Origin of the sequence: Fibrobacter sp., assembly GCA_024398965.1 — a bacterium.
Lineage (GTDB): Bacteria > Fibrobacterota > Fibrobacteria > Fibrobacterales > Fibrobacteraceae > Fibrobacter.
This window is the reverse complement of the sequence record JAKSIF010000001.1, coordinates 25,900-49,364: the sequence shown is the minus strand read 5'-3', so window position 1 is coordinate 49,364 and position 23,465 is coordinate 25,900. Positions and strand designations below refer to the sequence as shown.

22 protein-coding genes and 1 tRNA gene are annotated in these 23,465 nt (G+C 46.7%); 9 read left to right on the top strand and 14 right to left on the bottom strand.

What is annotated here, in order from left to right; genetic code table 11:
• Window positions 1-21: 21 nt before the first annotated feature.
• The 5 genes from prfA to MJZ26_00210 all read right to left on the bottom strand — a co-directional run bounded on the left by prfA (window position 22) and on the right by MJZ26_00210 (window position 4,979).
• Window positions 22-1,089, bottom strand: a complete 1,068-nt coding sequence (gene prfA, locus MJZ26_00230) for a peptide chain release factor 1 (protein ID MCQ2104192.1) — start codon at window positions 1,087-1,089, stop codon at window positions 22-24.
• Between the two features lie 90 nt (window positions 1,090-1,179).
• Window positions 1,180-2,370, bottom strand: a complete 1,191-nt coding sequence (gltS, locus tag MJZ26_00225; protein MCQ2104191.1) for a sodium/glutamate symporter — start codon at window positions 2,368-2,370, stop codon at window positions 1,180-1,182.
• 9 nt (window positions 2,371-2,379) lie between these two features.
• The gene (locus MJZ26_00220; GenBank protein ID MCQ2104190.1) at window positions 2,380-3,339 is read right to left on the bottom strand and encodes a TAXI family TRAP transporter solute-binding subunit; all 960 of its coding nucleotides are present in this window, start codon (window positions 3,337-3,339) and stop codon (window positions 2,380-2,382) included.
• Between the two features lie 48 nt (window positions 3,340-3,387).
• Entirely contained in the window at window positions 3,388-4,203 is an 816-nt protein-coding gene (locus MJZ26_00215; GenBank protein ID MCQ2104189.1) for a TIGR02147 family protein, read from the bottom strand.
• 2 nt (window positions 4,204-4,205) lie between these two features.
• Window positions 4,206-4,979 carry a hypothetical protein gene (locus tag MJZ26_00210; protein MCQ2104188.1) on the bottom strand — a complete coding sequence of 258 codons (774 nt, stop codon included), beginning with the start codon at window positions 4,977-4,979 and terminating at the stop codon, window positions 4,206-4,208.
• A gap of 172 nt (window positions 4,980-5,151) precedes the next feature.
• Here MJZ26_00210 and tsaA point away from each other — a divergent pair, with 172 nt between their 5' ends.
• Together tsaA and MJZ26_00200 are read left to right on the top strand one after the other, a co-directional pair.
• Complete coding sequence (tsaA, locus tag MJZ26_00205; GenBank protein MCQ2104187.1) at window positions 5,152-5,949, top strand: tRNA (N6-threonylcarbamoyladenosine(37)-N6)-methyltransferase TrmO; 798 nt, start codon at window positions 5,152-5,154, stop codon at window positions 5,947-5,949.
• Between the two features lie 18 nt (window positions 5,950-5,967).
• Window positions 5,968-7,821 carry an EAL domain-containing protein gene (locus MJZ26_00200; GenBank protein MCQ2104186.1) on the top strand — a complete coding sequence of 618 codons (1,854 nt, stop codon included), beginning with the start codon at window positions 5,968-5,970 and terminating at the stop codon, window positions 7,819-7,821.
• Here MJZ26_00200 and MJZ26_00195 read toward each other — a convergent pair.
• Together MJZ26_00195 and MJZ26_00190 are read right to left on the bottom strand one after the other, a co-directional pair.
• Window positions 7,804-8,925 carry a sugar nucleotide-binding protein gene (locus MJZ26_00195; GenBank protein MCQ2104185.1) on the bottom strand — a complete coding sequence of 374 codons (1,122 nt, stop codon included), beginning with the start codon at window positions 8,923-8,925 and terminating at the stop codon, window positions 7,804-7,806. The two genes, MJZ26_00200 and MJZ26_00195, sit on opposite strands and share 18 nt — an antisense overlap.
• Entirely contained in the window at window positions 8,922-9,521 is a 600-nt protein-coding gene (locus MJZ26_00190) for an NUDIX hydrolase (protein MCQ2104184.1), read from the bottom strand. The genes MJZ26_00195 and MJZ26_00190 overlap by 4 nt, the downstream gene beginning before the upstream one ends.
• A gap of 177 nt (window positions 9,522-9,698) precedes the next feature.
• On the opposite strand from MJZ26_00190, the gene MJZ26_00185 reads away from it, so the two are divergent.
• The 3 genes from MJZ26_00185 to MJZ26_00175 all read left to right on the top strand — a co-directional run bounded on the left by MJZ26_00185 (window position 9,699) and on the right by MJZ26_00175 (window position 13,452).
• Window positions 9,699-10,979 carry a hypothetical protein gene (locus MJZ26_00185; protein MCQ2104183.1) on the top strand — a complete coding sequence of 427 codons (1,281 nt, stop codon included), beginning with the start codon at window positions 9,699-9,701 and terminating at the stop codon, window positions 10,977-10,979.
• Window positions 10,980-11,052: 73 nt separating this feature from the next.
• Window positions 11,053-11,874: a TIGR02147 family protein gene (locus MJZ26_00180; protein ID MCQ2104182.1), complete on the top strand. Its 822-nt coding sequence runs from the start codon at window positions 11,053-11,055 to the stop codon at window positions 11,872-11,874.
• Between the two features lie 6 nt (window positions 11,875-11,880).
• Window positions 11,881-13,452 (top strand): hypothetical protein, encoded by a 1,572-nt coding sequence (locus MJZ26_00175; protein ID MCQ2104181.1) that lies wholly within the window; start codon window positions 11,881-11,883, stop codon window positions 13,450-13,452.
• A 3-nt stretch (window positions 13,453-13,455) separates the two neighbouring features.
• Here MJZ26_00175 and MJZ26_00170 read toward each other — a convergent pair whose 3' ends face one another.
• The 4 genes from MJZ26_00170 to MJZ26_00155 form a co-directional block, all read right to left on the bottom strand.
• On the bottom strand, window positions 13,456-14,352 hold the full coding sequence (locus MJZ26_00170) for an MBL fold metallo-hydrolase (GenBank protein ID MCQ2104180.1): 897 nt from the start codon (window positions 14,350-14,352) through the stop codon (window positions 13,456-13,458).
• Between the two features lie 3 nt (window positions 14,353-14,355).
• A complete protein-coding gene (locus tag MJZ26_00165) occupies window positions 14,356-15,594 on the bottom strand; it encodes an MFS transporter (protein ID MCQ2104179.1) in 1,239 nt (412 codons plus the stop codon).
• Window positions 15,595-15,694: 100 nt separating this feature from the next.
• A complete protein-coding gene (locus MJZ26_00160) occupies window positions 15,695-16,855 on the bottom strand; it encodes a class I SAM-dependent RNA methyltransferase (protein MCQ2104178.1) in 1,161 nt (386 codons plus the stop codon).
• A 248-nt stretch (window positions 16,856-17,103) separates the two neighbouring features.
• Window positions 17,104-17,175: transfer RNA gene (locus tag MJZ26_00155), tRNA-Gly, on the bottom strand.
• Window positions 17,176-17,329: 154 nt separating this feature from the next.
• Between MJZ26_00155 and infC the strand changes: the two genes are divergently transcribed.
• The 3 genes from infC to rplT are packed head-to-tail and all read left to right on the top strand — an operon-like array spanning window position 17,330 to window position 18,515.
• Entirely contained in the window at window positions 17,330-17,932 is a 603-nt protein-coding gene (infC, locus tag MJZ26_00150) for a translation initiation factor IF-3 (protein ID MCQ2104177.1), read from the top strand.
• Between the two features lie 23 nt (window positions 17,933-17,955).
• Window positions 17,956-18,153 carry a 50S ribosomal protein L35 gene (gene rpmI / locus MJZ26_00145; protein ID MCQ2104176.1) on the top strand — a complete coding sequence of 66 codons (198 nt, stop codon included), beginning with the start codon at window positions 17,956-17,958 and terminating at the stop codon, window positions 18,151-18,153.
• 11 nt (window positions 18,154-18,164) lie between these two features.
• Complete coding sequence (gene rplT / locus MJZ26_00140) at window positions 18,165-18,515, top strand: 50S ribosomal protein L20 (protein ID MCQ2104175.1); 351 nt, start codon at window positions 18,165-18,167, stop codon at window positions 18,513-18,515.
• A gap of 261 nt (window positions 18,516-18,776) precedes the next feature.
• Here rplT and MJZ26_00135 read toward each other — a convergent pair whose 3' ends face one another.
• The 3 genes from MJZ26_00135 to MJZ26_00125 form a co-directional block, all read right to left on the bottom strand.
• Entirely contained in the window at window positions 18,777-19,451 is a 675-nt protein-coding gene (locus MJZ26_00135; protein ID MCQ2104174.1) for a hypothetical protein, read from the bottom strand.
• Between the two features lie 562 nt (window positions 19,452-20,013).
• A complete protein-coding gene (locus MJZ26_00130) occupies window positions 20,014-21,285 on the bottom strand; it encodes an insulinase family protein (protein ID MCQ2104173.1) in 1,272 nt (423 codons plus the stop codon).
• 65 nt (window positions 21,286-21,350) lie between these two features.
• Window positions 21,351-22,100, bottom strand: coding sequence for an NERD domain-containing protein (locus MJZ26_00125; protein MCQ2104172.1), 750 nt, complete (start codon window positions 22,098-22,100; stop codon window positions 21,351-21,353).
• Window positions 22,101-22,191: 91 nt separating this feature from the next.
• Here MJZ26_00125 and MJZ26_00120 point away from each other — a divergent pair, with 91 nt between their 5' ends.
• Window positions 22,192-23,445, top strand: a complete 1,254-nt coding sequence (locus tag MJZ26_00120; GenBank protein MCQ2104171.1) for a hypothetical protein — start codon at window positions 22,192-22,194, stop codon at window positions 23,443-23,445.
• Window positions 23,446-23,465: the final 20 nt, after the last annotated feature.

Sequence of the window (23,465 nt, the reverse complement as noted above, 5' to 3'; positions counted from 1 at the left end):
CTTCCTTACCTGCAGTTCAGATTATGCCTGGAACTTGCCCAGCTTCTCCTGTGCGTTTGCCATCTGGAGGCCGTTGATGACTTCCTGAAGGTCGCCTGTTACAACCTGGTCCAGGTTGTACAGAGTGAGACCGATGCGGTGATCGGTAACGCGGTTCTGGGGGTAGTTGTAAGTACGGATCTTAGCGGAACGGTCGCCGGTACCAACGAGGGCCTTACGGCTGGCGGCTTCCTCACGTTCCTTCTTGGCGATGACTTCGTCCAAGATCTTGGAACGGAGCATTTCCATAGCGTGCAAACGGTTCTGGAGCTGGGAACGTTCTGTCTGGCAGCTAACCACAACGCCTGTAGGAATATGGGTCAAGCGGACTGCGGAGTCGGTCTTGTTGATGTACTGACCGCCAGCGCCACTGGAACGGTAAGTGTCCATGTGGATGTCTGCTTCGCGGATTTCCACGTCCACTTCTTCAGCTTCCGGGAGGATTGCAACGGTTGCGGCGGAGGTGTGTACGCGGCCCTGGGTTTCGGTTTCAGGAACGCGCTGCACGCGGTGTACGCCACTTTCAAACTTCAAGGTGCCGTAAACGCTATCGCCTTCGATGTAGGCGCGAATTTCCTTGTAACCGCCCACGGTACCTTCACTCAGATCCTGGATGGTAATCTTCCAGCCCATCTTTTCGCAGTAGGCACGGTACATGCGGAAAAGGTCGCCTGCGAACAAAGCGGATTCGTCACCGCCGGTACCGCCACGGATTTCGATGGTAGCGTTACGGAAGTCCCAAGGATCCTTGGGAACCATGAGAATCTGCAATTCATCGGTCAAGCCGGGAAGAGCCTTTTCGATGGTGGAAAGCTCGGACTTTGCCATTGCAACCATTTCCGGGTCGGAATCGCCCAGTGCCATCTTCCATTCTTCCTGGTCGTTAAGCATCTGCAGGTATTCCTTGGCCTTGATGACGGCCTTTTCGATACCCTTGTACTGCTTGTGAATCTTGTTATAACGAGCCTGGTCACCGAGGACATCGGGATTACCCAATTCGGATTCCAGTTCTTCGTACTTTTCAATGAGTTTACGTGCTTTATCTTTCATCGCGTGCAAATGTAGAAAAATAGGAGATAGCGGAAAGTTTAAAGTGTAAAGAATAGACCTTTATCCTTTAAACTTTATCCTTTACGCTAATTAAAACTGGTTGATGAAGAATGTAATGCAGAGGCTGTTAATGAAGTCTGCGAACATGCTTCCTACGATGGGTACCAACAGATAGGGCTTTACGGCCGGGGCGAACTTGTTGGTAATGGCCTGCATGTTGGCCATGGCGTTGGGCGTTGCTCCCATGCCAAAGCCGCAAACGCCAGCGGAAAGGACTGCAGCGTCGTAGTCACGGCCCATGACGTTGAACACTACGAAGTAGGCGAACAGGAACATGAGCAAGGTCTGGGCGCAGAGAAGTACAACCAGGGGGAGCGCCAGGGATGCCAACTGCCAAAGCTTCAAGGTGATCATGGCGATGCCAAGGAAGAGGGAAAGACAGATGCCGCCTACGTCCTTGATTTCACCCATGTGGACTTCATACTTGCTGCTGTATTCGCAGACGTTTCGCATGATGGCGGCGACAATCATGGCTCCAATATAGGAGGGGAAAGTCATGCCTGTCTTTGAAAGTAACATAGATACTAACGTACCGAGGCCCATGGCAACGGCCAGCTGGAATGCGGCAGTGGAGTAACGCTGGGCGGAACGGCGGTACTTGCTCTGTTCCTCTTTCAGTTCTTCTTTAAGTTCGGTCTTGGCGGACTTCAGAAGGTCTCTCTTGAGAATTAGCTTGCGACCCAGAGGGCCACCCATGAGGGAACCTGCCACAAGGCCGAAGGTGGCCGCTGCGGTGCAGAGGGTGGTGGCTCCTTCCATGCCGAAGTCTTCAAGGACGGGGCCGAAGGCGCCTGCAGTACCGTGGCCGCCCACCATGGAGATGGAGCCTGCGGAAAGTCCTACCAGGGGGCTCACGTGAAGCGCCTTGGCGAGGGCTACGGCAAGACCGTTCTGGCAAAGGATGAGAACGCAGATGCACGCCAGCAACAGCACTAGGTTAATGCCGCCGCTCTTTAGAATTTTCAGGTTGGCGTTGAATCCCACAGAGGTGAAGAATACCATCATGCAGATGGATTTCAAAGTCTCGTCAAAGGAAAATTCAAGAATATTCAGCTTATAAAGAATGCATGAAAGGCACGCAAAAACGATGCCGCCCACCACAGGGGAGGGAATGCAGAATTTTTCCAGAACCTTGACTTGCTTCTTGAGGTTTGCGCCAAATACAAGAACCACAACGGCCAAGGCCAAAGTCTGGTACATGTCTAAAGAAAGCTTGTACATCGTGTCTCCTTAGTCGCCAGTAGAGGGAATGGGGCCGCGGCCAGGCAGAGGTGCTGCTACGTTGACTGTTATATTCTTGGTCTTGAAGAATGCTGCTGCGCCAGGGTGGAAACCTACGGGAATGTTGGATGTCTGTTGAGATCCGACGGCGTAGACTTCTGCTGCAATCTTTTCGATGACGGCGTTGTCAACCAGTTGGCTTGCAACAAGGACCGCCTTTGCTCCAAGAGTGTGAATTGCGGAATCCTGGCCGACGTAGGTGCCTGCAGGGATTTCGCTTACGGTAAGTTCCGGATGGAGATTCATGATGCGGGTCATGTCGGACGCGTCCAGAGAAATGATGCGAATATTCTTTGCGCTTGCCAGATCGCTGATGGAGGGCGTAGGAATGCCGGCGGTACAGAAGAAGGCGTCGATTTTTCCATCCTTAAGGGCTGCTGCCGCATCCTTAAAGTTGAGATTTTCCTTCTGGATTTTATCAAAGGTAATGCCGTAGGCTTCCAGGATGATTTCTGCATTACGCAACACGCCGGATTCTTCTTCGCCGACGGAAACGCGACGATTTTGCAAATCGGCAACGGAGTGGATTTCAGAATCGGCGGAAACTACGATTTGAATAGATTCGGTATAAAGTCCAGCCACTGCGGAAATGGCGGAAACCATGCGGCTGCGCATCAGGTAGTCTTGCAGAATGTCGGCCTGGACAATGCCCAGATCGATGAAGCCTTCTTCCATAAGGCGGATGTTGGCATGGGAACCTGCGGTGTTCTTGACCTGGATTTTAAAACCCTTGTCAGTAGCATTCATCTTTTCTGCAAAAGAGTTTGCGTAGGTGTCGTAAAGACCGCCCTTGTTGCCAGAACCGAAACGGATGCTTTGTTCGTCGGTGTTGCAGGCACTAAGGAAAAGAGTTGCCGTTGCTAAAATGGCTGCGGTGATTGCCTTGAATGCAAAAGTCGATGGTTTCATTGGAAAACTCCAGTGGAATAGGGACTAGTGCAATAATAGAAAAAACAGTTAGATTTTTTTTGACATGGGAAAAAGTTGAACGTTCAGTCTGTATACTTGATTAACGTTTTCGCATTTGTCGGAGATGACTGCAATTCTTTTACAAAATCTTTCAATTTCCCTTGTGATTTTTCTATAGGATTTTTCATCGATTCCCATAGTTGCGCCAACAAAGTGCCTTTCTTCAGGCTTATATTTTTCAATTGCATTAGCCGCAATTTGAGCCATTTCTTTGTGCATTGCACGAATGGCTAATGGTAGTTCTTCTTTTGAACCTATGACGATTTTTTCAGTTTGTTCAAAAATGCCATTCTGATTTTTCTTTAAAAAGCCGTGCTTTGTTAAAAAGGCTAATACTCTTGAAACCTCCTCTGGTGAAACATCTTCGTTACATGCGTTTGCAATTTCTTTTGGTGATGCGCCTGGCATCATTGGAACTAGTTCTCGTAATACGGGGTTTTCCCAGCCACTGTAATATTCGAATGCTCCACCAGGGACGATTCGTATTTCATGTTCACTGATGATGTCTTGCATTTTACGTAGTGCGGAATTTTTTGTGGATTCTTTTTTCGCTCCATCATAGATGACCATTTGTTCAAAGAATTCTTTCTCGTATCCATGTAAGTTGAGTGCGTCGGCGACCTGGCCCATTCTCGATTTGCTTAAACGATTTTTGCCTTCACAAACAAGTTTCATGTAAACTGGTGATGAAAATCCTGCGATTGAAGAAAATTCACGCCAAGAAAAAGCGGAATGAAGTTTCCGCTCGTTGTAGTAATCTTGCATGTATTTGTGATAATCTTTGTAATAGAGAATGCTTTTCATATTTACTTGGAGGTGGGACCACAAACTGTTTCACCGTTTTCTTCCATCCGGCAGGATTCTCCTGGTGTCTTTTCTTCTTCGGGAAGAGTTGAAGCGTAGTCTTCGCATTCGCTCTTCCACAAGGATGCGATTTCATCCAAGGTTGTTGTAGCGGATATTTCTTTTACGAATACAATTTGTGTAGAATTGCAATCTGAATCGAGAATTTTTACATGGCAATCGTCATTTTGACATTGACTCAAATATGATTCGTTTTCTGTTTTGCAAATCAAATTTTCCGAATTGCTCGAAAAGTTGCTGAATGAAGCGTACAAAAGATCAACTATGAAAAGATTATCCTCATGTTTCCTGATAAGTTTGGTTTCTTTGGTGACGTTGATTCCTGGCTTTATGTCCTTGAATTTTTGAACAGCCATATCATCTCTATCAATAAAGACGGTGCATAGTCCGTTTTTTGAGGAGTAGGAGTAGAAAATTTCTTTTTTGCTAGATAAACCATAGTCTGTCACTGGTACTGGCACTTCACTTGGATCATTGTTGTTGTCGTTACTGTGCTGTATAAGACTGAATGCGTTTAGGGTGCTGTCAATAAATGCTTGTGTATTTGTATTGGTTGAGTCAGAGAAAGAGGAACTTGATGGAACCCCTTCTGAACTAGAAGATATTTCTGCCGTAGTATTGGGCTCAATAGAAATGCCGCTTGTGGAATTTTCATCAGAACAAGCCCACATCGTAAGAGATGTTAGAAGGACTAAATGCAATATTCTGTTGTTCATAGTATCCTCTGTTTTATGGTTCTTACCACAAATATAGGTTGGGATTATTAAAAAAGTCGGTTTTTCAAGAAGAATCCTTACTGGGCGTGAAAAAAAGCTAGTTTTACTTAAAGAATGTTTTTGAATATGATACACGCTGTATCGTATTTAAAAAGACACTAATTTTATCGTTATGGAAATTACGCCTATCGGAACTTTTTTTGGCGATGCCATTTACAAGTATGACGCTCCTCGTCAGGGGCGTTTGTTTGCGGGACATCCCGGTCGCATTGTTCTGAATGCCGGCTGTAATTTCGAAATGGCCCTTCGTGACTTGGAAGGCTTTGAACGAATCTGGGTGCTGTTCCAGTTTCATGAAAATGAAGGCTGGCGTCCAACAACTCGCCCGCCGGTGCCCCCTAAGGGAAAGGACCGCGTCGGCACTTTCGCAAGTCGATCTCCCTATCGCCCCAATCCTATTGGATTAAGCTGTGTTCGCCTTTTGAAAATCGAGGGATTGTCTCTTTTTGTTGATGAAGCGGATCTGCTGAACGAATCGCCGATTATTGATATTAAGCCTTACATCCCCATGGCGGATGCTTTCCCCAATGCAAAGGCTGGGTGGGTGGAAGAGCAGGATGACGAAAGATGGACTGTAATCGCCTCGGAAAAATTTGCGGTGCAGAATCAATGGATTGTTGAAAACAGTTCCTTTAATCTAATGAGCTTTGCAGATGTTCAGTTGGGTCGAGGCGGCTTTGGTGAAGGGGCTCTCGATGGAACACGACGTCGCCTCACCCTTGATGAAAAGGGATGCACTGGGGTGTTGGCCTACCGGACGTTCCGTATAGACTTTAGTTACGATGAACATGAAAAATCGGTCCGCTTATTGCAAATTCGTACTGGATATAGACCGGACGAACTTGTTGAAGGGGCTGAAGATAAGTATGGTGACAAACAACTGCATCGAAAATTTCTAGCTTGTTGTTAGCTTGGATGTGGTTTTGTTATGAATGTTGAATGTCAATTTTGCGGACTGGTAATCTGCATATTGCTTTGGGTGCTATTTTCGACCAAGAAACAGTTGAACCTTTATGGCGCCCAGCTGTTTAAGAACATGCTCTTGTTCGCAACGTTCCTCCTGAGCATGGACATCGCATCCATCGTCTGCATCAAATATCAGGAATCTCTTCCAAGCTTATTGGTAATTGGCGTTTGCAAAACCTATATCGTTTTGCTTGTGTTTGAGGTTTGCACTGCGCTCCTGTATCTGCTTTATGATGTCCTTGGAGAAGGTAAACACCGTCGATACGCAAGGATGATTATGGCGCTAAAGACCGTAGAATCCTTGGTGATTTTTTTTGCACCCCTGTATATTCATTCCGAAGGACGTATTGCCTATACTGAGGGTCCTGGGGCCTTGCTTGCCTACTTATTCTGTGGCATTGACTTTATAGTTATTGTTGCTGTAGCAATTTTCCAACGCAAGAAAATCTTGCCGCGGCGATTGACTGTCTTTATGATTTGGGTTTGTATTTGGTTTGCGTCCGCAGTTTTCCAGTTCCTTGATGCTGAACTTTTATTGGTCGGATTCGCTGCATCCCTTGGCGTACTTATTCTTTACGCAACGCTTGAAAATCAAGACGGAAATTTTGTACGAGAACTTGGCTGTTTCAATGGCTATGCCCTAGAACTTTATCTAGGCCAGCTTTTTGAACGACAGAAAAAATTCTATATGGTCCTGTTCTCCGTTGACCAGGACAAGGCGAATTTGAAGATACTTATAGAACAGATTCTTCGCCGTCCTGTGCTGCAGAAGGAAATATATCTCTTTAAGTTAATCGGCCCGGAGTTTCTCCTCATAACGGAAAAGGAAAAGCTTTACGAAGCTGTTGTCAAGTGGATTCAAATCTCTTTTAAAAAGGATTCAGAATACTCAAAAAGAACGCAGATTATCTGCTGCGCGAATGCTCTTGATGTTGGTTTTCCACAGAAGGTGGTGCCTTTTGCCCATTATCTGTTTGAACGGTTCAAAAAACGCGGAGCAACTTTGGATTATGAGGTTTCTGCGGATGTCCTGGATTCTTTTTTGATGCAGGATAAAATGCAAGATGAAATTCTCCTTGCTTTGAAGGAGGATCGCGTGGAAGTTTTCCTGCAACCGATTTATGGAGTTCGTTCCGAGAGCTTTGTTTCTGCAGAAGCATTGGTGCGTATTAGAACGCCAAAGGGACATCTGGTTTCTCCAGGTTTGTTTATACCTGTAGCGGAAAAAACAGGAAGCATAGTGCCTCTTGGTGAACGCATCTTTGAGAAAACCTGTGAATTTATTGCTACAGGAAAAATGCAGGAACTTGGCATTGGGTATGTGGAAATAAATCTATCTGTATTCCAGTGCGAACAGGAAAATTTGGCGGAAAGCCTTTCTAAGGTGATGGATAAGTACAAGGTTGATCCCAGGTGCATTAATCTGGAAATTACAGAAACGGCAACCCTTAAGACGAAAGAAATTTTCTTGTCCAATATGGAAAAACTTATTGATAAAGGTTGCTGTTTTTCCTTGGATGACTTTGGCAAGGGTGAGTCCAACCTGATGTACATAGTGGACATGCCGGTTTCCATTGTGAAAATGGACTATGATTTGACAAAGGCTTTCTTTAAGTCGGACAAGGCTAAGAACGTGGTTTATTCTGTGGTGAGGATGGCTCATGATATGGGCCTGTCTGTTGTATCCGAGGGAATTGAAACCAAGGAAGAACTTGATGCTCTTGTGGAAGCCGGTGTGGACTACATTCAGGGTTTCTACTTCTCGAAGCCCCTGCCAGTCAATGAATTCCTGGAATTTTTACGAATGAGGGGTTAGTGTTTCCCCAAGAACTAGAAGCCTGTAGATGGCTTCTTCGCTGCCTACCTTGTGTTTATCCGTTTCGTTGCGTCCGAAAAACTTGTGCCAGTCTCTGCTTGTTGGGACAATGGCGTCGTCAAAGGGCCAGGGACGAATAAAGTTTGGCGGAAGCAGGCTGTAGAGCTTGCTGCTGTCGATGTCCAGGTCGCCTACTCGCGGGGGCAGGGGGCCGGCTTCAATTCGCGGGCAACCGTGGAGCAGTTCTGGAGGGTAGCCGCCGATGGCGTTTACCAGCTGGCCTGCGTTATAGAGGGTTACGCGTCGTGGGCCGCCGCAGTTGTAGATGCCTGCGGGAAATTCATGCTCCAGAATGTATTGGACCACGCGGCACATATCGCCGCCGTAAATGGGCCTGCGGTATTCATCGGTATAAAGCGTTGCTGGGCGGCCTGGTCTAAAACGGTAGCTGATCCAGTCGATGGCGCCGGCGCATCCGCCGGGAGCGTAATCCATAGGTAGGGGCACTCGCAACATGACTGCGTCTGGCTTGATCCGCTGAATTTCCATTTCCGCTTCCAGCTGGTGCTTGCCGTAATTATGGATTGGGTCCTTGGGCGTATCGTCCTTGTAGGGGCGAAGGTGGGCGGTTTCTTCGCTGCCGCTCCACACCATGTCCGTTGAAATTCGCACGAAGACGCAGTTGTAGTCTGCAGCCAGCTGGGCGGCGTCTACTCCTTGGGAACAGTTCAGCAGGTAGCTTCTGGGCGTATCGCACTCGCAGGCTTTCAGCGCGCAGTTTCCGCTGGCGTCAATCACCGTCTTGAACTTGTGCTTCTCGAAAAGTCGGGTAAGGCCTGCAGTGTCTTCCGCGTCGATGGCGACAACGTCCTGGCCAAAAACACAGGGGTGTTTAATAGGGCGTATGCCGATGAGGGGCGCGGGTGTATCGGGATGGCGCTTCGCCGGATGAATAGTTCCGCTGGTGCCATCGCTTTCGTCGGTTCCGCCAAACAGCCTGTTGAAATGCCTGAAGAGGGCGTAACCTGGAACGCCGTTCAAACCCAAGACGAGGATTGGAGTTTGAATAGGGCGGCGGGGCTGTTCTACAAACGCGTTACTCACTTCTGGCTAAGTTTCCACTTGAAGTAACCCGCCATTTGCAGCGGGTGACTGAAGGTACCGTCAAGCATCTTTGCCTGCAGTTCTTCGTCGGTCATTTCGGTAGACTCGATTTCTTCGGTTTCGTCGAAACTAGTCTCGCCGGCGCGGACTACTCCGTCAATGAACACCACATGGAACTTACCGCGATGACGATCCGGATTGACAGGGTAGGCTCCGAGATAGGCCGGTGCTAGATCCTTCGACTCCATGCCTGCGGCATTTCGCTCAGGATGACACTCGGTAGATAATCTCTCGTCTAATTTATATCCGCATTCTTCCTGCAGTTCTCTCACTGCAGCCTGTTCCGGAGTCTCGTCCTTGTCAATGATTCCTGCGGGAAATTCCAGGGCGATTTTTCCAGTGCCGTGACGGTATTGTTCCGTCATAACCCACTTGCCTTCTGCGGTGCGGGCAAGAATCAGAACCCAGTCCGGCTGCCACAAGGTGTAAAAATCATCAATGACTTTTCCGTTTGGCAGTTCGCACTTTTCCTTGGCAACCTTAAGCCAGGGGGCGTTTACCAGATATTCGGTGTCCAGAAGTTTCCAAGGTTTCATGTATGCAAAGGTAGAAAAAAGTTTAGTTGAAGTAAGTTTGTATTGCTTTTCCTTTTTGACTTGTATTGCTATGTGTAAAAGGTGAAGGCTGAAATAGAAAAAACGACTCGTTATATTGTAAAAGTTTTCTTTGTGAATTAATTTCGTGAAAAACGAAATAATCACAAAGGAGTTCCTATGAAAAATTTAAAACTTATGAGTGCAACAATTTCTGCGGTAGCTCTCTCTTTTATGATGAGTGGTTGCCTTGGCGATGGCGCTGATGGTGTTGCTGGTGCCGATGGCAAGGATGGCGTTGCCGGTATTGATGGTAAGGACGGCGTCAACGGTGTTGATGGAAAAGATGGCGTTGATGGCAAGGACGGTGTCAACGGTACTGACGGTAAGGACGGTATAGACGGAAAAGATGGAACAAGTTGCTCCGCCTCCGTATCTGAAGAAGGCTCTATTGTAGTATCCTGTGGCGGCGAAGTCGTAGGAACTCTAGTCAATGGTAAGGATGGTGTAGATGGTAAAGACGGTGTCAACGGTGTTGATGGTAAGGATGGTGTAGATGGTAAAGACGGTGTCAACGGTGTTGATGGCAAGGATGGTGTAGACGGTAAAGACGGCGTCAACGGTGTTGATGGCAAGGATGGTGTAGACGGTAAAGACGGTGTCAACGGTGTTGATGGCAAGGATGGCGTTGACGGTAAGGACGGCGTTGACGGAATTGACGGAAAAGATGGCGTCAACGGTAAAGATGGAACCAATGGTGTCAATGGTAAGGACGGCAAAGATGGCGTAGATGGTAAAGACGGCAAAGATGCTGTTACTTCCCTTGATGATTACAACGCTTTCTTGCTAGGTCAGCGTGGTTCTGGCTTTGATGCTTGGGATTACCTGAGTTCCGACATGGATGTTGCTTATTACTCGGATGTTGCACAGGATGGCAACTCCATAGGAAAAATTAACGGAAAAATCTACGCAGAAAATGTTTTGATTCCGTCTACTGAATTTGTTGATTGTAAGGGCGTATGTGGCACAATGAAATTTGGCGATGGCGGTGTCAATGGGTGCGGCGATGTAAATGAAGGTGCTGGTTGTGCCTATGTCGGTATCGCCTTTGATGTTGCAGCAAAGAATGGTGTGGAATCCTTGAATGCGACAAGTTGGTTGGGTGTGTGCGTAGAATATACATCAACAAGAGCTTTTGATGTTAATCTTGAATCCACCTATAATGATTTGATGGCGTGGGACCGTCCTACCTATAGATTGCCTGCCTCCGAGACAAAAACGGTAGTGAATGTTCCTTGGGCGGTATTCCCTGATGGAGGCGTCCATTATGGTCCTGTTCAGGTCACAAAATCAGAAATCCTGAAAAAGTTAACTTCCGTAGCCTTCCAATTCTACGGATCAAATGGCGAAACTGGTGAATTCAATATTTCCAAGGTTGGTGCCTATGGAACTTGTGATTAATTTACATTTAACATAGGACGGGAAAGGGTGGATTTTTACTCCCCCCCTTTTCTTTTTTATTTACATTTTATTTATGCGCCCTATTGTAGAATATTTAGATTACCGAAAATATATTCTGGATTTCTATAAGGAACGAAAAGAACGTTCTGGTTTTACATGGCGTTCTTTTTCTGAAAAAGTAGGATTTAAAAATCCGGTTTATTTAAAACAGATATGTGATGGCAAGTATAACCTGAATTCTTCCGCAGTAGACAAAATTGTTGTGGTTATGGAGTTGAAGGGCTATGAAATTCCCTATTTTAGCTTGCTTGTAAATTTTGCTCATGCTAAAACAGAGGGACTTCGTCAGAGATATTTCGAACAGGTTGTTGCGTTTATACGGGAGTTCTCGTCAGTTAACCTGAAAGATGATGCTTTTAATTATTTCGAATCGTGGAAAAATCCTGTTATTCGCGAAATCGCCTCGGCTATGACCAATGCGAAAACTTCAGATATTGCCGAGGCGTGCATCCCTGCAATTTCCGTTGCAGATGTAGAGCATACTCTGCAGTTTCTTGAAAGAATTGGTTTGCTACAGAAAAAGAAAAATGGAGCGTATGTAGAAACAAAAAAAGTCATATCAATGATAAATCGTGAGATGATGCCGATTGCAGCAACAAAAATGCAGCAAGACATGGCGAAATTCGCGGAAGATGCTATAGTGAACATTCCTTCTGATGAACGGAATATTTCAGGCCTTACAATGGGTATATCGGAAAAGCAATATCTTAAAATTGTTGAGGAACTTGTAGATTTTCGCAAGAAGATTATTTCGATTGTTTCTGAGGATAAATCTAAAGTTGAACGAGTGTATCGCCTTAATTTGCAGTTATTTCCCCTTTCCAAGAAATTGTAATTTAACATGAAAAGTTGTCTTTTTTTCTTTTTTCTCCTGTGTTCGTTTTTCCTGTGCTCTTGTTCGAAGGATGATAAGACTGCTGGCGGAATTACTGAAGATCAGGGTGTAGCCGTTATTGATAAAAACATAGCGGGAGTCTCTCAGAAGGGTCCTTTTGTTGTTGGTTCTTCTGTGAAATTGTATGAACTTGAGTCGAATTTTACTCAAACCGGACGGCTGTTCAATGGAAAAATTGAAAGTGATTTGGGTGAATTCTGTATTAAGAATGTTCAGTTGAAATCTCGTTATGCATGGCTTGAAACGAATGGCTATTATCGAAACGAGGTCTCTGGACTTGTATCTTCTGGCCCCATTACTCTTTATGCGATTTCTGATTTAGAACAGCGTGATAATGTTAATTTGAATATTTTGACTCATTTGGAATATGACAGAATTTTTGATCTTCTTTCTGAAGGAGTTGATTTTAGAGAGGCGAAGGAAAAGGTTGAGAATGAAATCCTTTCTATTTTTGAAATAAAAACGGAAAGTGGATTTTTTGAAGATCTAAACATTTTTGAAAAAGGAAATGATGCTGCCGTACTTCTTGCGGTTTCAGTCTTGCTGCAGGGGAATCGTAGCGAGGGGGAACTGACTGAGCTACTGATGAGAATATCCCACTCCATATCAAACACTGGAACATGGGATGATGATTCTATAAAGGCAAATATTGCGGATTGGTCGGAATCTGCTGATTTGGCTAGTATTCGTTCCAATGTGGAACAATGGAGTGCCGATAAGTTCGTTCCGCCATTTGAAAAGTATGTGAAAAATTATTGGTGGATGAATTATGGACTTGGTAATTGTGGAACGGAAAATGAAAATGATACTGGACTCGTTTCAAATCCGCTGAGCTTGAATTTCGGTCTTCGATATCATTGCATCAATGGTGATTGGAAGAAGGTTCATGAGTCGCCAAGTTCGCCTGAAGCTCTTTTATTTGACTTTAATGAACCTCTGCTTGGAAAAATAGGCTTAGGATTTGATGCCTGGAGTTATCAACAACGTGACGTACAGTGGTATGTCCAGACTGACAAGAATCAGGGTGGCGAAATTTCTATAGTAAATGTGAATGGCGAGTCTTATGAAGATTTGACACTTTTGACGCATGATGTATATGACTCTTGCAAGGGAATGTGCGGTTCGTATACGATAGCCTCTGGCTGGGATGGTTGCGAAGGCTGCGGTTATGTGCAAATGGGAATTTATTCTGCAGACACTGTTTTCGATGCGACCGATTGGCTTGGCGTTTGTGTTGTATACCAATCCTCTCAGCCTATGACAGTTCGAATGCGTAACGCCTTTGCGGATGAATCTGGATGGGACTTGCCGGATTTTAAATTACCTGCATCAGAAAAACTCGTCCTGGCAAATTTGCCTTGGACTGTGTTTAAACAAGCCGGCTGGGGACCAGTTGAAGTGTCGTCCGCGTTGGCTGCAGAAAATCTTGTCGGAGTTTACTTTCAATTCTACGGAAAAGGTGGCACTAAGGGAACCTTTTCTATCGTAAAATTTGGTGCTTACGGAACATGTGAATAAGTGTTACTTCACGAATCCCGGAGGAGGCAGGTGCATGCCGGCCATGGTCAGGTTGTGTTCCTTGGCGTAGGCGAGAATCTTCTTGCGGGATTCGATGGACTTTGCCTTGTCCATATCGTAGTTGGAGTTGATTTCCGGATGGTCAATCTGGAGGGCGTATCCGTGCATCAAGTCGCCAATTACCAACATTTCGCCCTTTTGGAAAACAGTGTGGCCCGGAGTGTGGCCCACGGCATCCAGGGCAATCACATTATGCGGCAAGGTATCGCCAAAGGCGAAGAGTTTCAACTTGTCGTTGTAGACTCCAAGGATTGCCTTTTGCAAGTCATTCTTTTCCATATTCATCCAGGCGTCCTTTTCCACTTGACCGACGTACACATCGGCGTTCTTGAAAACTTTTTCAAATCCTGCGTCGGTCTTGCTAACGAGCCCATTGATGTGGTCCACGTGCAGGTGGGTCAGGTAAACCTTCTTGACGTCGTCGGGGTTAACGCCCAGTTCGTTCAGATGGGCGAGCATCTGTCCACCGAAGGCGCCAAGACCTGCGTCAAAGAGAACGTATTCGCCGTCGGCGTTCAGCAGGTAGGTGCTGACAGAAGCGGGAATGCCATTTGGCAAGTTTAAGGAATTGTAGAGGGAATCACTGGCGTCGCTGAACAAGTCGCGAGGGTTCAGCTTTTCGCCCATGTTGTCCTGGATCCAGGTGATGGAGGCGCCGTCGGCCAGGGTGATGGTCTTGGTGACTGCGCTTGCATTTTCGTCAGTAGAAATGCTTGCTTCGGTCTTGGCGACATCTGTGCTTTCCTGTTTGGTCATTTCTTGTTTTTCGCAGGCGTTCAAAGCGAAGATTAGGCCTGCGGAGCCTAGGGCCAATACGGACTTGAAAATGCTGTTTTTCATGCTTTAGTTCCCTTCCAGTTTGTTCTTGTGATAATGCTTGCTAGTATAGCTTAAATACATAATATCAGCGATGACAAGTGCGGCGGCGCATGCTAAAAAGACTTGCTGGTGCATGCCGAAGTGCTGTGCCATGGATCCGCCCGCCAAAATTCCTGCGCCAATGCCGATGTCCCACCCGCTCAGATAAGTGCTGTTGGCAGTGCCTCGCTGGTCGTGCCTTGCGAGGTTTACACACATGGTCTGGTAACCCGGGAAGATTAAGCCCAAGCTTGTGCCGATCATAAAGGCTGCAGCAAAGAATGGAACCGCGGGACCGCCGGGCAGTATTGTTCCCAGTTCGCCGCAGTAGGTCAAAGTCAAGTAGGCGAAACAATTTAAAGTCATGCCGATACCTACCAGGCGAGTAAGCCAACCACGGTCAATTAGGCGCCCTGTTGAAACTCGGTTTATGATAAGGCCTGCTGCAATTAGGGCGTAGAACCAACCGCTTCCGCCGATGCCCAGTTCTTTGGCATAGAGAGCGATGTAGTTGGTGACGGGGCCGTAGGCGAAACCGACGAAGATGAAGTTTGCAAACTGGGGAATTGCCTTGGTCAGGAAAAATCTATCCAGAGAAAGAGGCGGGTGCGCAACTTTCGGGCGGGGCTTTACGGGCAGCGTCTTCACCAGGATAAGCCCAATGACGCATAGCGCGATGGAGATGGCGAATACCACGTTACTTCCCAGGCCTTCGTAGAGGAACATGCCTGTCATGGGGCCGGTGGCAAACGCCAGGTTCACGCTGATGCCAAAATAGCCAATGCCTTCGCCGCGGCGACTGCTGGGAAGAGCGTCGATGGCTACCGTATTGCTTGCCGTTGTAGAAATCCCGAAGAATACTCCGTGCATAAAGCGGACAACCGCAAGCAAGGGCAAAAACCCTAATGCCCAGTAGCCGATAAAGCAGAGGGTGAATGCAAAAAACGTCCAGAAGTAAAGAGGCTTTCTGCTGAGGGTGTCTACCAAAAATCCGGCGAAGGGTCTGCAGCAAAGGGCCCCGATGGTGTACAGCGAGATGATGATGCCCGCGGTGGCATTGTCTGTCTGAAATTTTTCAAAGATGTACAGCGGCAGCACTGGCAGCAGCTGATAAAAACTGAAGAACAGCAGGAAGTTCGCGGCGGCGCAGGTCACAAAGGGACGGGTCCAAAGTGCGGGGCGGGATTCTGCGATGGAGATGTGTGATTGAGGCGCTGTAGACATGCGGACCTAACTATGAATTATAAAGTATGAATTAAGAAGCTGGATGGAGCTTTATAGGAAAAATCTCGTACCTCGTAATTCATAACTCATAATTAACGATCTACTTCTTCTCCAGCATCACGATGGTTTCAAGATGCGGGGTGCCGGGGAACAAGTCCAGAGGCTGCACTTCACGGACACGGTAACCATAGCGTTCCCATTCCTTGAGGGCGGCGGGGATTTCGTCGGTGCCGCAGAAAACGTGGCAGACACGGACCGGCTTGCGCATGGCAAGGGCATGGATGACGCCCGGTTCGCAGCCCTTGCGGGGCGGATCCAGCAGAATCTTTTCGGGTTCGCCTGGAGTCGGCTTGGGCAGACGCAACTGTACGAACTCCTCGTCGATCTTGCCTGCGACGAATCGGTAGTTCTTTTTCAGGAACTTGGCGCTGGCCTTTGCGCTTTCGATGGACGGACCTTCCCATTCCACACCAAGTACGCTCTTGGCAGCTTCGCCCAACGCAAAGCTGAACAGGCCGTAACCGCAGTACAGGTCCAGGAACTTGTCTTCCTTGGAAAGGCTCATCATGCGGCTGGCGGCCTTGATCAGGTTGTGAATCTGGCTTTCGTTGATCTGGCTGAAGCCCGTTACCGGATACTTCAGACGGAAGTGACCCAGGTCCAAGGACATTTCGCGGGGGCCGTAAAGCTGCTTGAAGTTGAGGCCTTCGGTAGGACGCTTGGCTTCCAGGTAGTAGTCGGATTCCGTGGTGTCTACGTAGGCGTGGGCTGCGGTCACGTTCAGTTCGCTCTTCTGCAGAACTTCGGAAATCTGTTTCAGCTTGCGGACGATGGTGGCGTCAATCTTCTTGATGTTGAAGATGACCACGCGGTAGCGGTAGGTGCCACGGATGATGATCCAGTTCAATGCGTAGGCCAGGGGCTTGTATGCCGGCGTAATCAGTTTCTCGAACAGCAGGTTGTAGATCTTGTTGTGTTCTTCGGGCTCCAGCATGGAATCCTGGCGGTCGAACTGCAGGTTGCCCGGGACCATGGCCACACGACGCTTGCTGGTGGTGCGGTAACCGCGGGGCATGGGGCTTGCGATAACGTTCTGGGGGTTGCCTGCAAGGCGGTTCACTTCCCAGAATTCCTTGATGGCCTGGTTCTTGATCTTCAGTTCGTCCTTGTAGTCGAACATGGCGAGGGATTCGCCGTGGGCGGAATCCGCTTCGCGGGTGTAGTTGGGAACGCAGTTTGCAATGGCCTGTTCAAAAAACATGTGTGCCTCCGTGGGGCAGAATTTTTACACCCACAAATTTAGAAAAACCCCATCCATTATTAAAGAGTGCCCCAAAACAGCGAAAAGCCCCCTCCTTTGAGGAGGGATTGGGGAGTGTGCCTGCAAAAAGCCTCTCCTTTGGGGAGTAGTTGGGGGAGTGTGCCTGCGAAAAGCCCCCTCCTTTGAGGAGGGGGTTGGGGGAGGGTGCAAAAAAGGTCCCTTCCGGAAGGAAGGAACCTTTTTGTAAAAGCGGCGGACCGGGATCGAACCGGCAACCATTAGCTTGGAAGGCTAAAGCTCTACCATTGAGCTACCGCCGCATTGTACCCCAATTATACAAAAAAACGTCTATTTTTAAAGGGGTTCCTTGAAAAGATATTGGACTTTTTTCTAAAACTTGCTATCTTTGGGTCACATTAAACAATTTATCCTGAGGAACTTAACTTGGCGTTACAACCACCCCGCGGCCGTCAAATGCCCAACCGTCAGAGCGACGGCACCCGTATCAACGAAGATATTCGTATCAGCCCTATCCGTCTTGTGAAGGATGAAGGCGAAGCCATCATTATCGAGACTGCAAAGGCTCTCCAGATGGCTAAGGACGCCGGACTGGACCTGGTGGAAGTGTCTCCCAACGCAAAGCCTCCCGTATGTAAGATCATCAACTACGGCAAGTACAAGTTCGAACAGATCAAGAAGGCTAAGGCCGCAAAGGCCAAGCAGCACGTGGTGAAGCTTAAGGAAATCAAGATGCACCCGAAGACTGCTGAAAACGACTACCAGTACCGCATCAAGCAGGCTGGTGAGTTCCTTCAGGATGGAATGAAGGTAAAGCTTATTATGCAGTTCCGCGGTCGTGAAATGGCCCACATGGACTATGGCAAGCGCCTTATGGAACGTGCAAAAGAAGACTTGGCCGCCTTTGGCGACCTTGAAATGGACTCCAGAGTCGAAGGCAATACTATGCTTTCTATCTATGGTCCTAAACGTGGTGCAGGCACCGCTAAGAAGCCCCAGGCTGCTCAGCAGGATGCACCGAAGCCCGTAACCGAGCCCATGGCAGCAGGTGAGGCTTAACTTAATAACCTAACGAGGTAAAAATGCCTAAGATGAAAACTCATAGCGGTTCCAAGAAGCGCTTCCGCCTGACCGGCTCTGGCCACGTCAAGTTCAAGCGCGCTGGTATGCGCCACATTCAAACCAAGATGACCACTAAGCGTAAGCGTAACCTGCGTAAGGGCGCTCTCATTAAGAAGGTCGACATGTATCACGTCAAGCGTCTGCTTGTAGTAGCATAAGGAGTGTAAGAATGCCACGCGCAAAATCCAGAGTTCCTTCCCGCGAACGCCGCAAAAATATCCTCAAGGCCGCTAAGGGCTTCTACGGTCGTCGCAAGTCCAACATTCGTCTTGCTATCGACGCAGTTGCTCACGCTGGTCAGTATGCCTACGCACACCGCCGCGACAAGAAGGGTGACTTCCGCTCTCTGTGGATCACTCGTCTCAACGCTGCAGTCCGTGAATACGGCATCAGCTATAGCCAGTTCATTTACAAGCTCTCCAAGGCTAACATCAAGATGAACCGTAAGGTTCTCGCTGATATGGCTGTTGCAGATCCTTCTGCATTTGCCAAGGTCGTGGAAACTGTGAAGGCTGCATAATTTAGACGCAAGTCTAAATTCGCTTAGCTTCATCTAACGCGAGAAATTTACCCCACTCCTCGGAGCGGGGTATTTTTTATTTAAAGCTATGTTAGGCATAAACGCGCGCATAGCAAAAAAATCTGAAGACAAAACTAATAAATCGTAGTTTAAAGGCTGCGGTTTCTTTTGACTGTACAAAGACTGCTGGTCCGTTACGTTTCACAAGCATAATTACAGTAATTCTGCAGTGTATGCCAATGATCAGCAGAGCTTTTCATTTCATAGCTCCCAGTCTTCTTTTTTTATACAGCGAAGGGAATAGTAACCATTGGATGTGGATATAGTATTTTTTTCTTCTTTGTTGGTTAAATCAACATCAAACAACTTCATACTTCCATACAAATCGTATGTTGAAGTAATCCATTGTCTATATCTTCCCAAATCGTGAAAAATGTACCCTATGGGTTCGCCTGTACTTGGGTTTTCTTTAACATAAGCCATTCCGCCAAATAAAGAAACTTCCATACATTCGCTATTTTTGAAATGTTTGAGACCATCCATTTGATCAACGATTTCATTCCATTCAGCCAAGGTGGGAACGCGCCATCCATTGGGGCAAATGGAATCAATAATATCTGGATTAAACGTTCCATAGTTTTTTTGCTTGGTGTTCATATACTGTACAGAATACAGCCTTCCATAGATATCGCAATTGCTTTGCTGTTCATCATAGCAAGTGCTAGTTTCCGCTGGGTAATTCAGGTTTTGGTCCATCCACACTCTATCGCCAATGGTGATGTATTTATACACTTGACCATCTCGAACATCTTGGAATGTTCCACGCCCGCTTTCTGGACATACTTCAGATGCATCGAAACTGGAGGATGAGTCTGTGCAAGCGGTCATTAATTCCAGGCCTGCAAGTAACAAAGGTATGAAATTAATTTTTTTCATTTTTTACCTATTTAAAAAGTTGCCAATAAAGAATTGCCTAGTCTTTTCTCAAGACTATTAATGAAATCACCATATTGCGAAAAGAATCTCCACCATCAAAATTGTAAATTTTAGAATTTCCCTTTCGTACCATATAAATATAGGCATTCTGCTTTCCACTCAACATAGGTGAAGAAACTGAAGTCCGGATTCGCATTTCAACAGAATCCCTAGAAATTACATTTTTCATCAAATTATTTCTGATTTGTTCCAATGAAAGAGCATTTGCAAAAAGCCGAAAAAAATAATCAATAAAAGTATTTTTTTCATAGCTCTGCTAGACGTAAACATGCGCTTAGCAAATAAGTTGTAATTTGTAAGCCCGTTGGCCTACTGTATTATTACTGCACAAATGTAACTTATAACCTGCCCTGTCGGTTCGTTTCACAAGCATTTTTACAGTAATTTCGCAGCTTAGGCGCCATGCAAACACTTATCCAGCAGAGCTTTATTTAAAGCGTTGCAAAAAAGTCCGCTGAACTTGTCCAAAAAGTCCGCGGAGTTTGCCGAAGTGCATCCGTCTTTAAAAGAAGTCGATGGACAGTTCCGTTTTCTTCTTGCTCTTTGGTTCTACCACGGCGGCGGAGAACTTTGCCTTTGCAAACAGGTCGTTCACGAGCGAGGTTACTTCATCGGCTGTTAAGCTGCGGATAATTTTTTCAGAATGGTCCATGGTAAAGAACTGCCCCAAGTGCAGGATGTGTTCCGCCATACGGATGGCCCGCTTCTCGGGATTGTCTGCGCCCAGATGCATTCCGCCCAGGATGTTGGCCTTGGTGCGTTCCAGTTCATCCTTCATGAAACCCTTTTTCAGGAAGTTCTTGGTCTCCTTCACAGAAAGGTCCAGAGCCATCTTCAGCTGGTGAGGCTCCGTAGCTAAAGCCACACCCCAGTCGATGCAGTCGCGGTAGATGTCTGCGGTAGAATAGACAGAGTAGGCTAGACCCTTGTCTTCACGGATCTTCTGAAAAAGTCTGCTGGCCATGCCCGCGCCCATGGCTACGTTAAAAATGCTTAAAGCGCAACGGCCCCTTTCGTCGATGAGATTCTTGTCGAAACTCATGCCCCAGAAAAGGTTGGACTGGGTGATGTCCTGCTTTTGCACCACCTTGACGCTCTGGTTTGACTTGTAGATGTTTGCAGGGGCGATGCCGCCGGATTTTTTGCGGGCGAACTTTTGCATACAAAGTTCTACCAGGGCGTCGTGATTCACCTTGCCCGCCGCACAAACGTAAATCGGCAATTCGTTAATGACCTGGTCGCGGTAGGCGAGCATCTGCTTGTGGGTCAGTTCCTTTACTTCCTTGACGGTGCCGGTAATGGAGTGGGCGATGCCGCAACCTTTAAAATGAATGGCATTAAAGACGTCGCCAACGATTTCTTCGGGAATGTCATCGTAGCTGTGGACTTCCTCGATAATGACCTTACGTTCCTTTTCCATCTCCTTCTTTTCGAAGAGCGGATTCATGAGCATGTCGGCGATAACGTCTATGGCAAGGGCTAAATCACCGCTTTCCACATTGGCATAGAAACCTGTTTCCTGGCGGGTGGTGTAGGCTTCCAGATTTCCGCCGCGGTCTTCGATGGAACGGGCGATCTCAAGAGCGGTACGGTTCTCGGTTCCCTTGAAAACCAGATGTTCGTAAAAATGACTGAGACCAAATTCTCCCCTGGCTTCGTGGCGGCTTCCGCGAGGAATCCATGCGCCAACGGTAACGGAATAAGCGTGAGGCATGTAGTCGGTCATGACCACGACGCCGTTAGAAAGCTTTGTCTCTTTAATAATCTGCTTCATATAAAAAATCTCTCGGCGAAAATATAGCAAGGATATTGCCGCAATTTTTATAAAATATGATTTTATTAATGAGCAGTCTTTATGTATTTCAAGTGTTCGGCCTTCACCTTGTCGCTGACCTTTGTGCAGGGCTCCAATTTCCAATAAAGATCTTCGAGTTGTCCTGTGCTGAAAATGGTCCTTTGTTTCTTTATAAGATTTGCGAGCCTATCCTGCAATTGAAACATATGAAGGATAATCCAGTTTTCGCCTTGAACAGGAATGTGCTTCAGGGCGCATCGGTCACTGAAAACGATGGCAGAAAAAATGGGGAGATCGTCTATGTTGAGCTGCGCGCGGGAATAATTCTCTTTAAGGAAATGCTGTAGAGCCCGAATGTGTCCGGCGTTTTGCTGAATGGGGTTGTGGAAGGTGTGCTCGATGCGGGCGTTCATGCGCTGGTGCCAACGTTCGTCGTCGATACCTCCAGAAATTTCGCCGGAGATATTCTTGCTTTCCAGAACGTAGATTCCGGACTGATGCAAAAGCAGCGAGTCTATTTCGGTAGTACCGCCACGGCTTGGAATGTACAGATTCTTCATCAGTACGAACTTGCGTCCGTCCTTACTGCAAATGCCTGCTACGGTCTTGGCAAGGACCGCTTCGCCATAGATTCCGTTAGGGTCGTTTTCAAGCTGGTCCTGAAAATCCTTAAACGTCTTGCGGCGACCATCATTATGGAATTGCCCTGCCTTAGGCTTGGCGGCCTTTGTCTTGAAAAAGGCGAATGCCAGCAGCAGGATTATGGCTAGCAATGTGACGATGGTCGAAATCATGGGAAAAGTATAAGAAATAATTAGACAGAGTGCATACTTCTCAACGATATATGGTGTGGATAATGTATGAATTTTTTGCAAGGAACTTGCTATGGCGGCAATTGTGCGTGATGAATATTTTTTGGAATTGGAAAGTTTCCTTGGGTTGACTTCAAAGAATCTTTCTGTATTGTCAGGCGGTCATATTGCTTCTAATTTTTGGACCCACGATAAAGTGATGAAACGAAAGCAGCTTTCAAATCCAGAGATAAAAGATAGCCTGCTAAAGATGAAATACAAGGATGGCTTTCGGGACTATTTCGGGTTTCAGGAACTGCGCCTTGTTCTGGAAAATTTTCATAAGGAACGTTTTTCTGCCGCGGAACATCCTAAATGGATTTCGCTTCTGAAGGGTGAAACCGTTGTTGTTCCGAATAATGTAATCCATGTGAGGTCCGATGAATCTTATCTTGAACGTTCTAAAGAAAATCTTCAACGAGCGGCTGTTGCACTGCTTGAAACGTGGGTAGTCATACCTCGATTTATTTCAAGAGACGAATCACTCGAAAGATTTCGTGTAGATCATTTTGTGGACTTTGATAGCATTTGCGTTACTGAAACAGCTCAATTGAAAAATGGGAGTTATGCCTTTACCATTGTTTTTGACACTCAAGTCAAGTTGTTTTGTGATTTTGACCGTAGTTGGAATCCTGCTCTTTATAGGGAACCCAGGGATTTTGGTAGATATTCGCGTTTCAAGCTTATTTGGGACCTGTTGAATTATACAGAAAAGTTCAGAATCGAACAATCCGGTTATAACCTCTATCCTTGTTTGAATCCAACCACGTGGGAGGAGTTCTTTGCGTGGATGGAATTTATTGTGGCGGAAAAGGATTGCGGGGATTTTATGAGAACAATGCAACTTTTGTCCGAATTTTCAACCGGTGGCGAATTTGATGAAGATCTTAAGAAACTTGAAAAGTTTCAAGAAGGAAAGTTTCTGTACGGAGTGCGGTCTACGACACTATTTTCGAAAAATATCAAGCAGCTTGGTGTAAAATCGCTTACAAAGGAAATCTCGTATGTTCAGGATCTATTGGATGGACTTAAGGCTGCTGAAGCGATTTTCAGTAAATATGGGGAAACTTTAAATCAGTCCAATCGAAAAAACGTGAACCTTGGAAAAGGGCTGTGTTTGATTATAGCCCGTAAGGTTGCTTTGGATCCTGTGAGTTATGTAGATGATTCGCGAATTTATGTATCCGAACTTGCAAGGAATATTATTTCGGGAGTCCTTGATGTGGGAGTCCTTCCTGCTTATGAAAAAACGGCACGCCTTTGGGCGAGCCGTTACTATTTGCAGTAAAAATTATCCAATTGAGAATT

What these genes read in the sequence shown, in the direction of transcription:
- tsaA (MCQ2104187.1), top strand. Translation starts at nt 5,152, where the DNA reads ATGGAAATTACGCCTATCGGAACTTTTTTTGGCGATGCCATTTACAAG.
- MJZ26_00185 (MCQ2104183.1), top strand. Translation starts at nt 9,699, where the DNA reads ATGAAAAATTTAAAACTTATGAGTGCAACAATTTCTGCGGTAGCTCTC.
- gltS (MCQ2104191.1), bottom strand. Translation starts at nt 2,370, where the DNA reads ATGTACAAGCTTTCTTTAGACATGTACCAGACTTTGGCCTTGGCCGTT.
- MJZ26_00165 (MCQ2104179.1), bottom strand. Translation starts at nt 15,594, where the DNA reads ATGTCTACAGCGCCTCAATCACACATCTCCATCGCAGAATCCCGCCCC.
- MJZ26_00215 (MCQ2104189.1), bottom strand. Translation starts at nt 4,203, where the DNA reads ATGAAAAGCATTCTCTATTACAAAGATTATCACAAATACATGCAAGAT.
- MJZ26_00180 (MCQ2104182.1), top strand. Translation starts at nt 11,053, where the DNA reads ATGCGCCCTATTGTAGAATATTTAGATTACCGAAAATATATTCTGGAT.
- MJZ26_00160 (MCQ2104178.1), bottom strand. Translation starts at nt 16,855, where the DNA reads ATGTTTTTTGAACAGGCCATTGCAAACTGCGTTCCCAACTACACCCGC.
- prfA (MCQ2104192.1), bottom strand. Translation starts at nt 1,089, where the DNA reads ATGAAAGATAAAGCACGTAAACTCATTGAAAAGTACGAAGAACTGGAA.
- MJZ26_00130 (MCQ2104173.1), bottom strand. Translation starts at nt 21,285, where the DNA reads ATGAAGCAGATTATTAAAGAGACAAAGCTTTCTAACGGCGTCGTGGTC.
- MJZ26_00200 (MCQ2104186.1), top strand. Translation starts at nt 5,968, where the DNA reads ATGAATGTTGAATGTCAATTTTGCGGACTGGTAATCTGCATATTGCTT.
- infC (MCQ2104177.1), top strand. Translation starts at nt 17,330, where the DNA reads ATGCCCAACCGTCAGAGCGACGGCACCCGTATCAACGAAGATATTCGT.
- MJZ26_00210 (MCQ2104188.1), bottom strand. Translation starts at nt 4,979, where the DNA reads ATGAACAACAGAATATTGCATTTAGTCCTTCTAACATCTCTTACGATG.
- MJZ26_00220 (MCQ2104190.1), bottom strand. Translation starts at nt 3,339, where the DNA reads ATGAAACCATCGACTTTTGCATTCAAGGCAATCACCGCAGCCATTTTA.
- MJZ26_00135 (MCQ2104174.1), bottom strand. Translation starts at nt 19,451, where the DNA reads ATGAAAAAAATTAATTTCATACCTTTGTTACTTGCAGGCCTGGAATTA.
- MJZ26_00175 (MCQ2104181.1), top strand. Translation starts at nt 11,881, where the DNA reads ATGAAAAGTTGTCTTTTTTTCTTTTTTCTCCTGTGTTCGTTTTTCCTG.
- MJZ26_00125 (MCQ2104172.1), bottom strand. Translation starts at nt 22,100, where the DNA reads ATGATTTCGACCATCGTCACATTGCTAGCCATAATCCTGCTGCTGGCA.
- MJZ26_00120 (MCQ2104171.1), top strand. Translation starts at nt 22,192, where the DNA reads ATGGCGGCAATTGTGCGTGATGAATATTTTTTGGAATTGGAAAGTTTC.
- rpmI (MCQ2104176.1), top strand. Translation starts at nt 17,956, where the DNA reads ATGCCTAAGATGAAAACTCATAGCGGTTCCAAGAAGCGCTTCCGCCTG.
- MJZ26_00190 (MCQ2104184.1), bottom strand. Translation starts at nt 9,521, where the DNA reads ATGAAACCTTGGAAACTTCTGGACACCGAATATCTGGTAAACGCCCCC.
- rplT (MCQ2104175.1), top strand. Translation starts at nt 18,165, where the DNA reads ATGCCACGCGCAAAATCCAGAGTTCCTTCCCGCGAACGCCGCAAAAAT.
- MJZ26_00170 (MCQ2104180.1), bottom strand. Translation starts at nt 14,352, where the DNA reads ATGAAAAACAGCATTTTCAAGTCCGTATTGGCCCTAGGCTCCGCAGGC.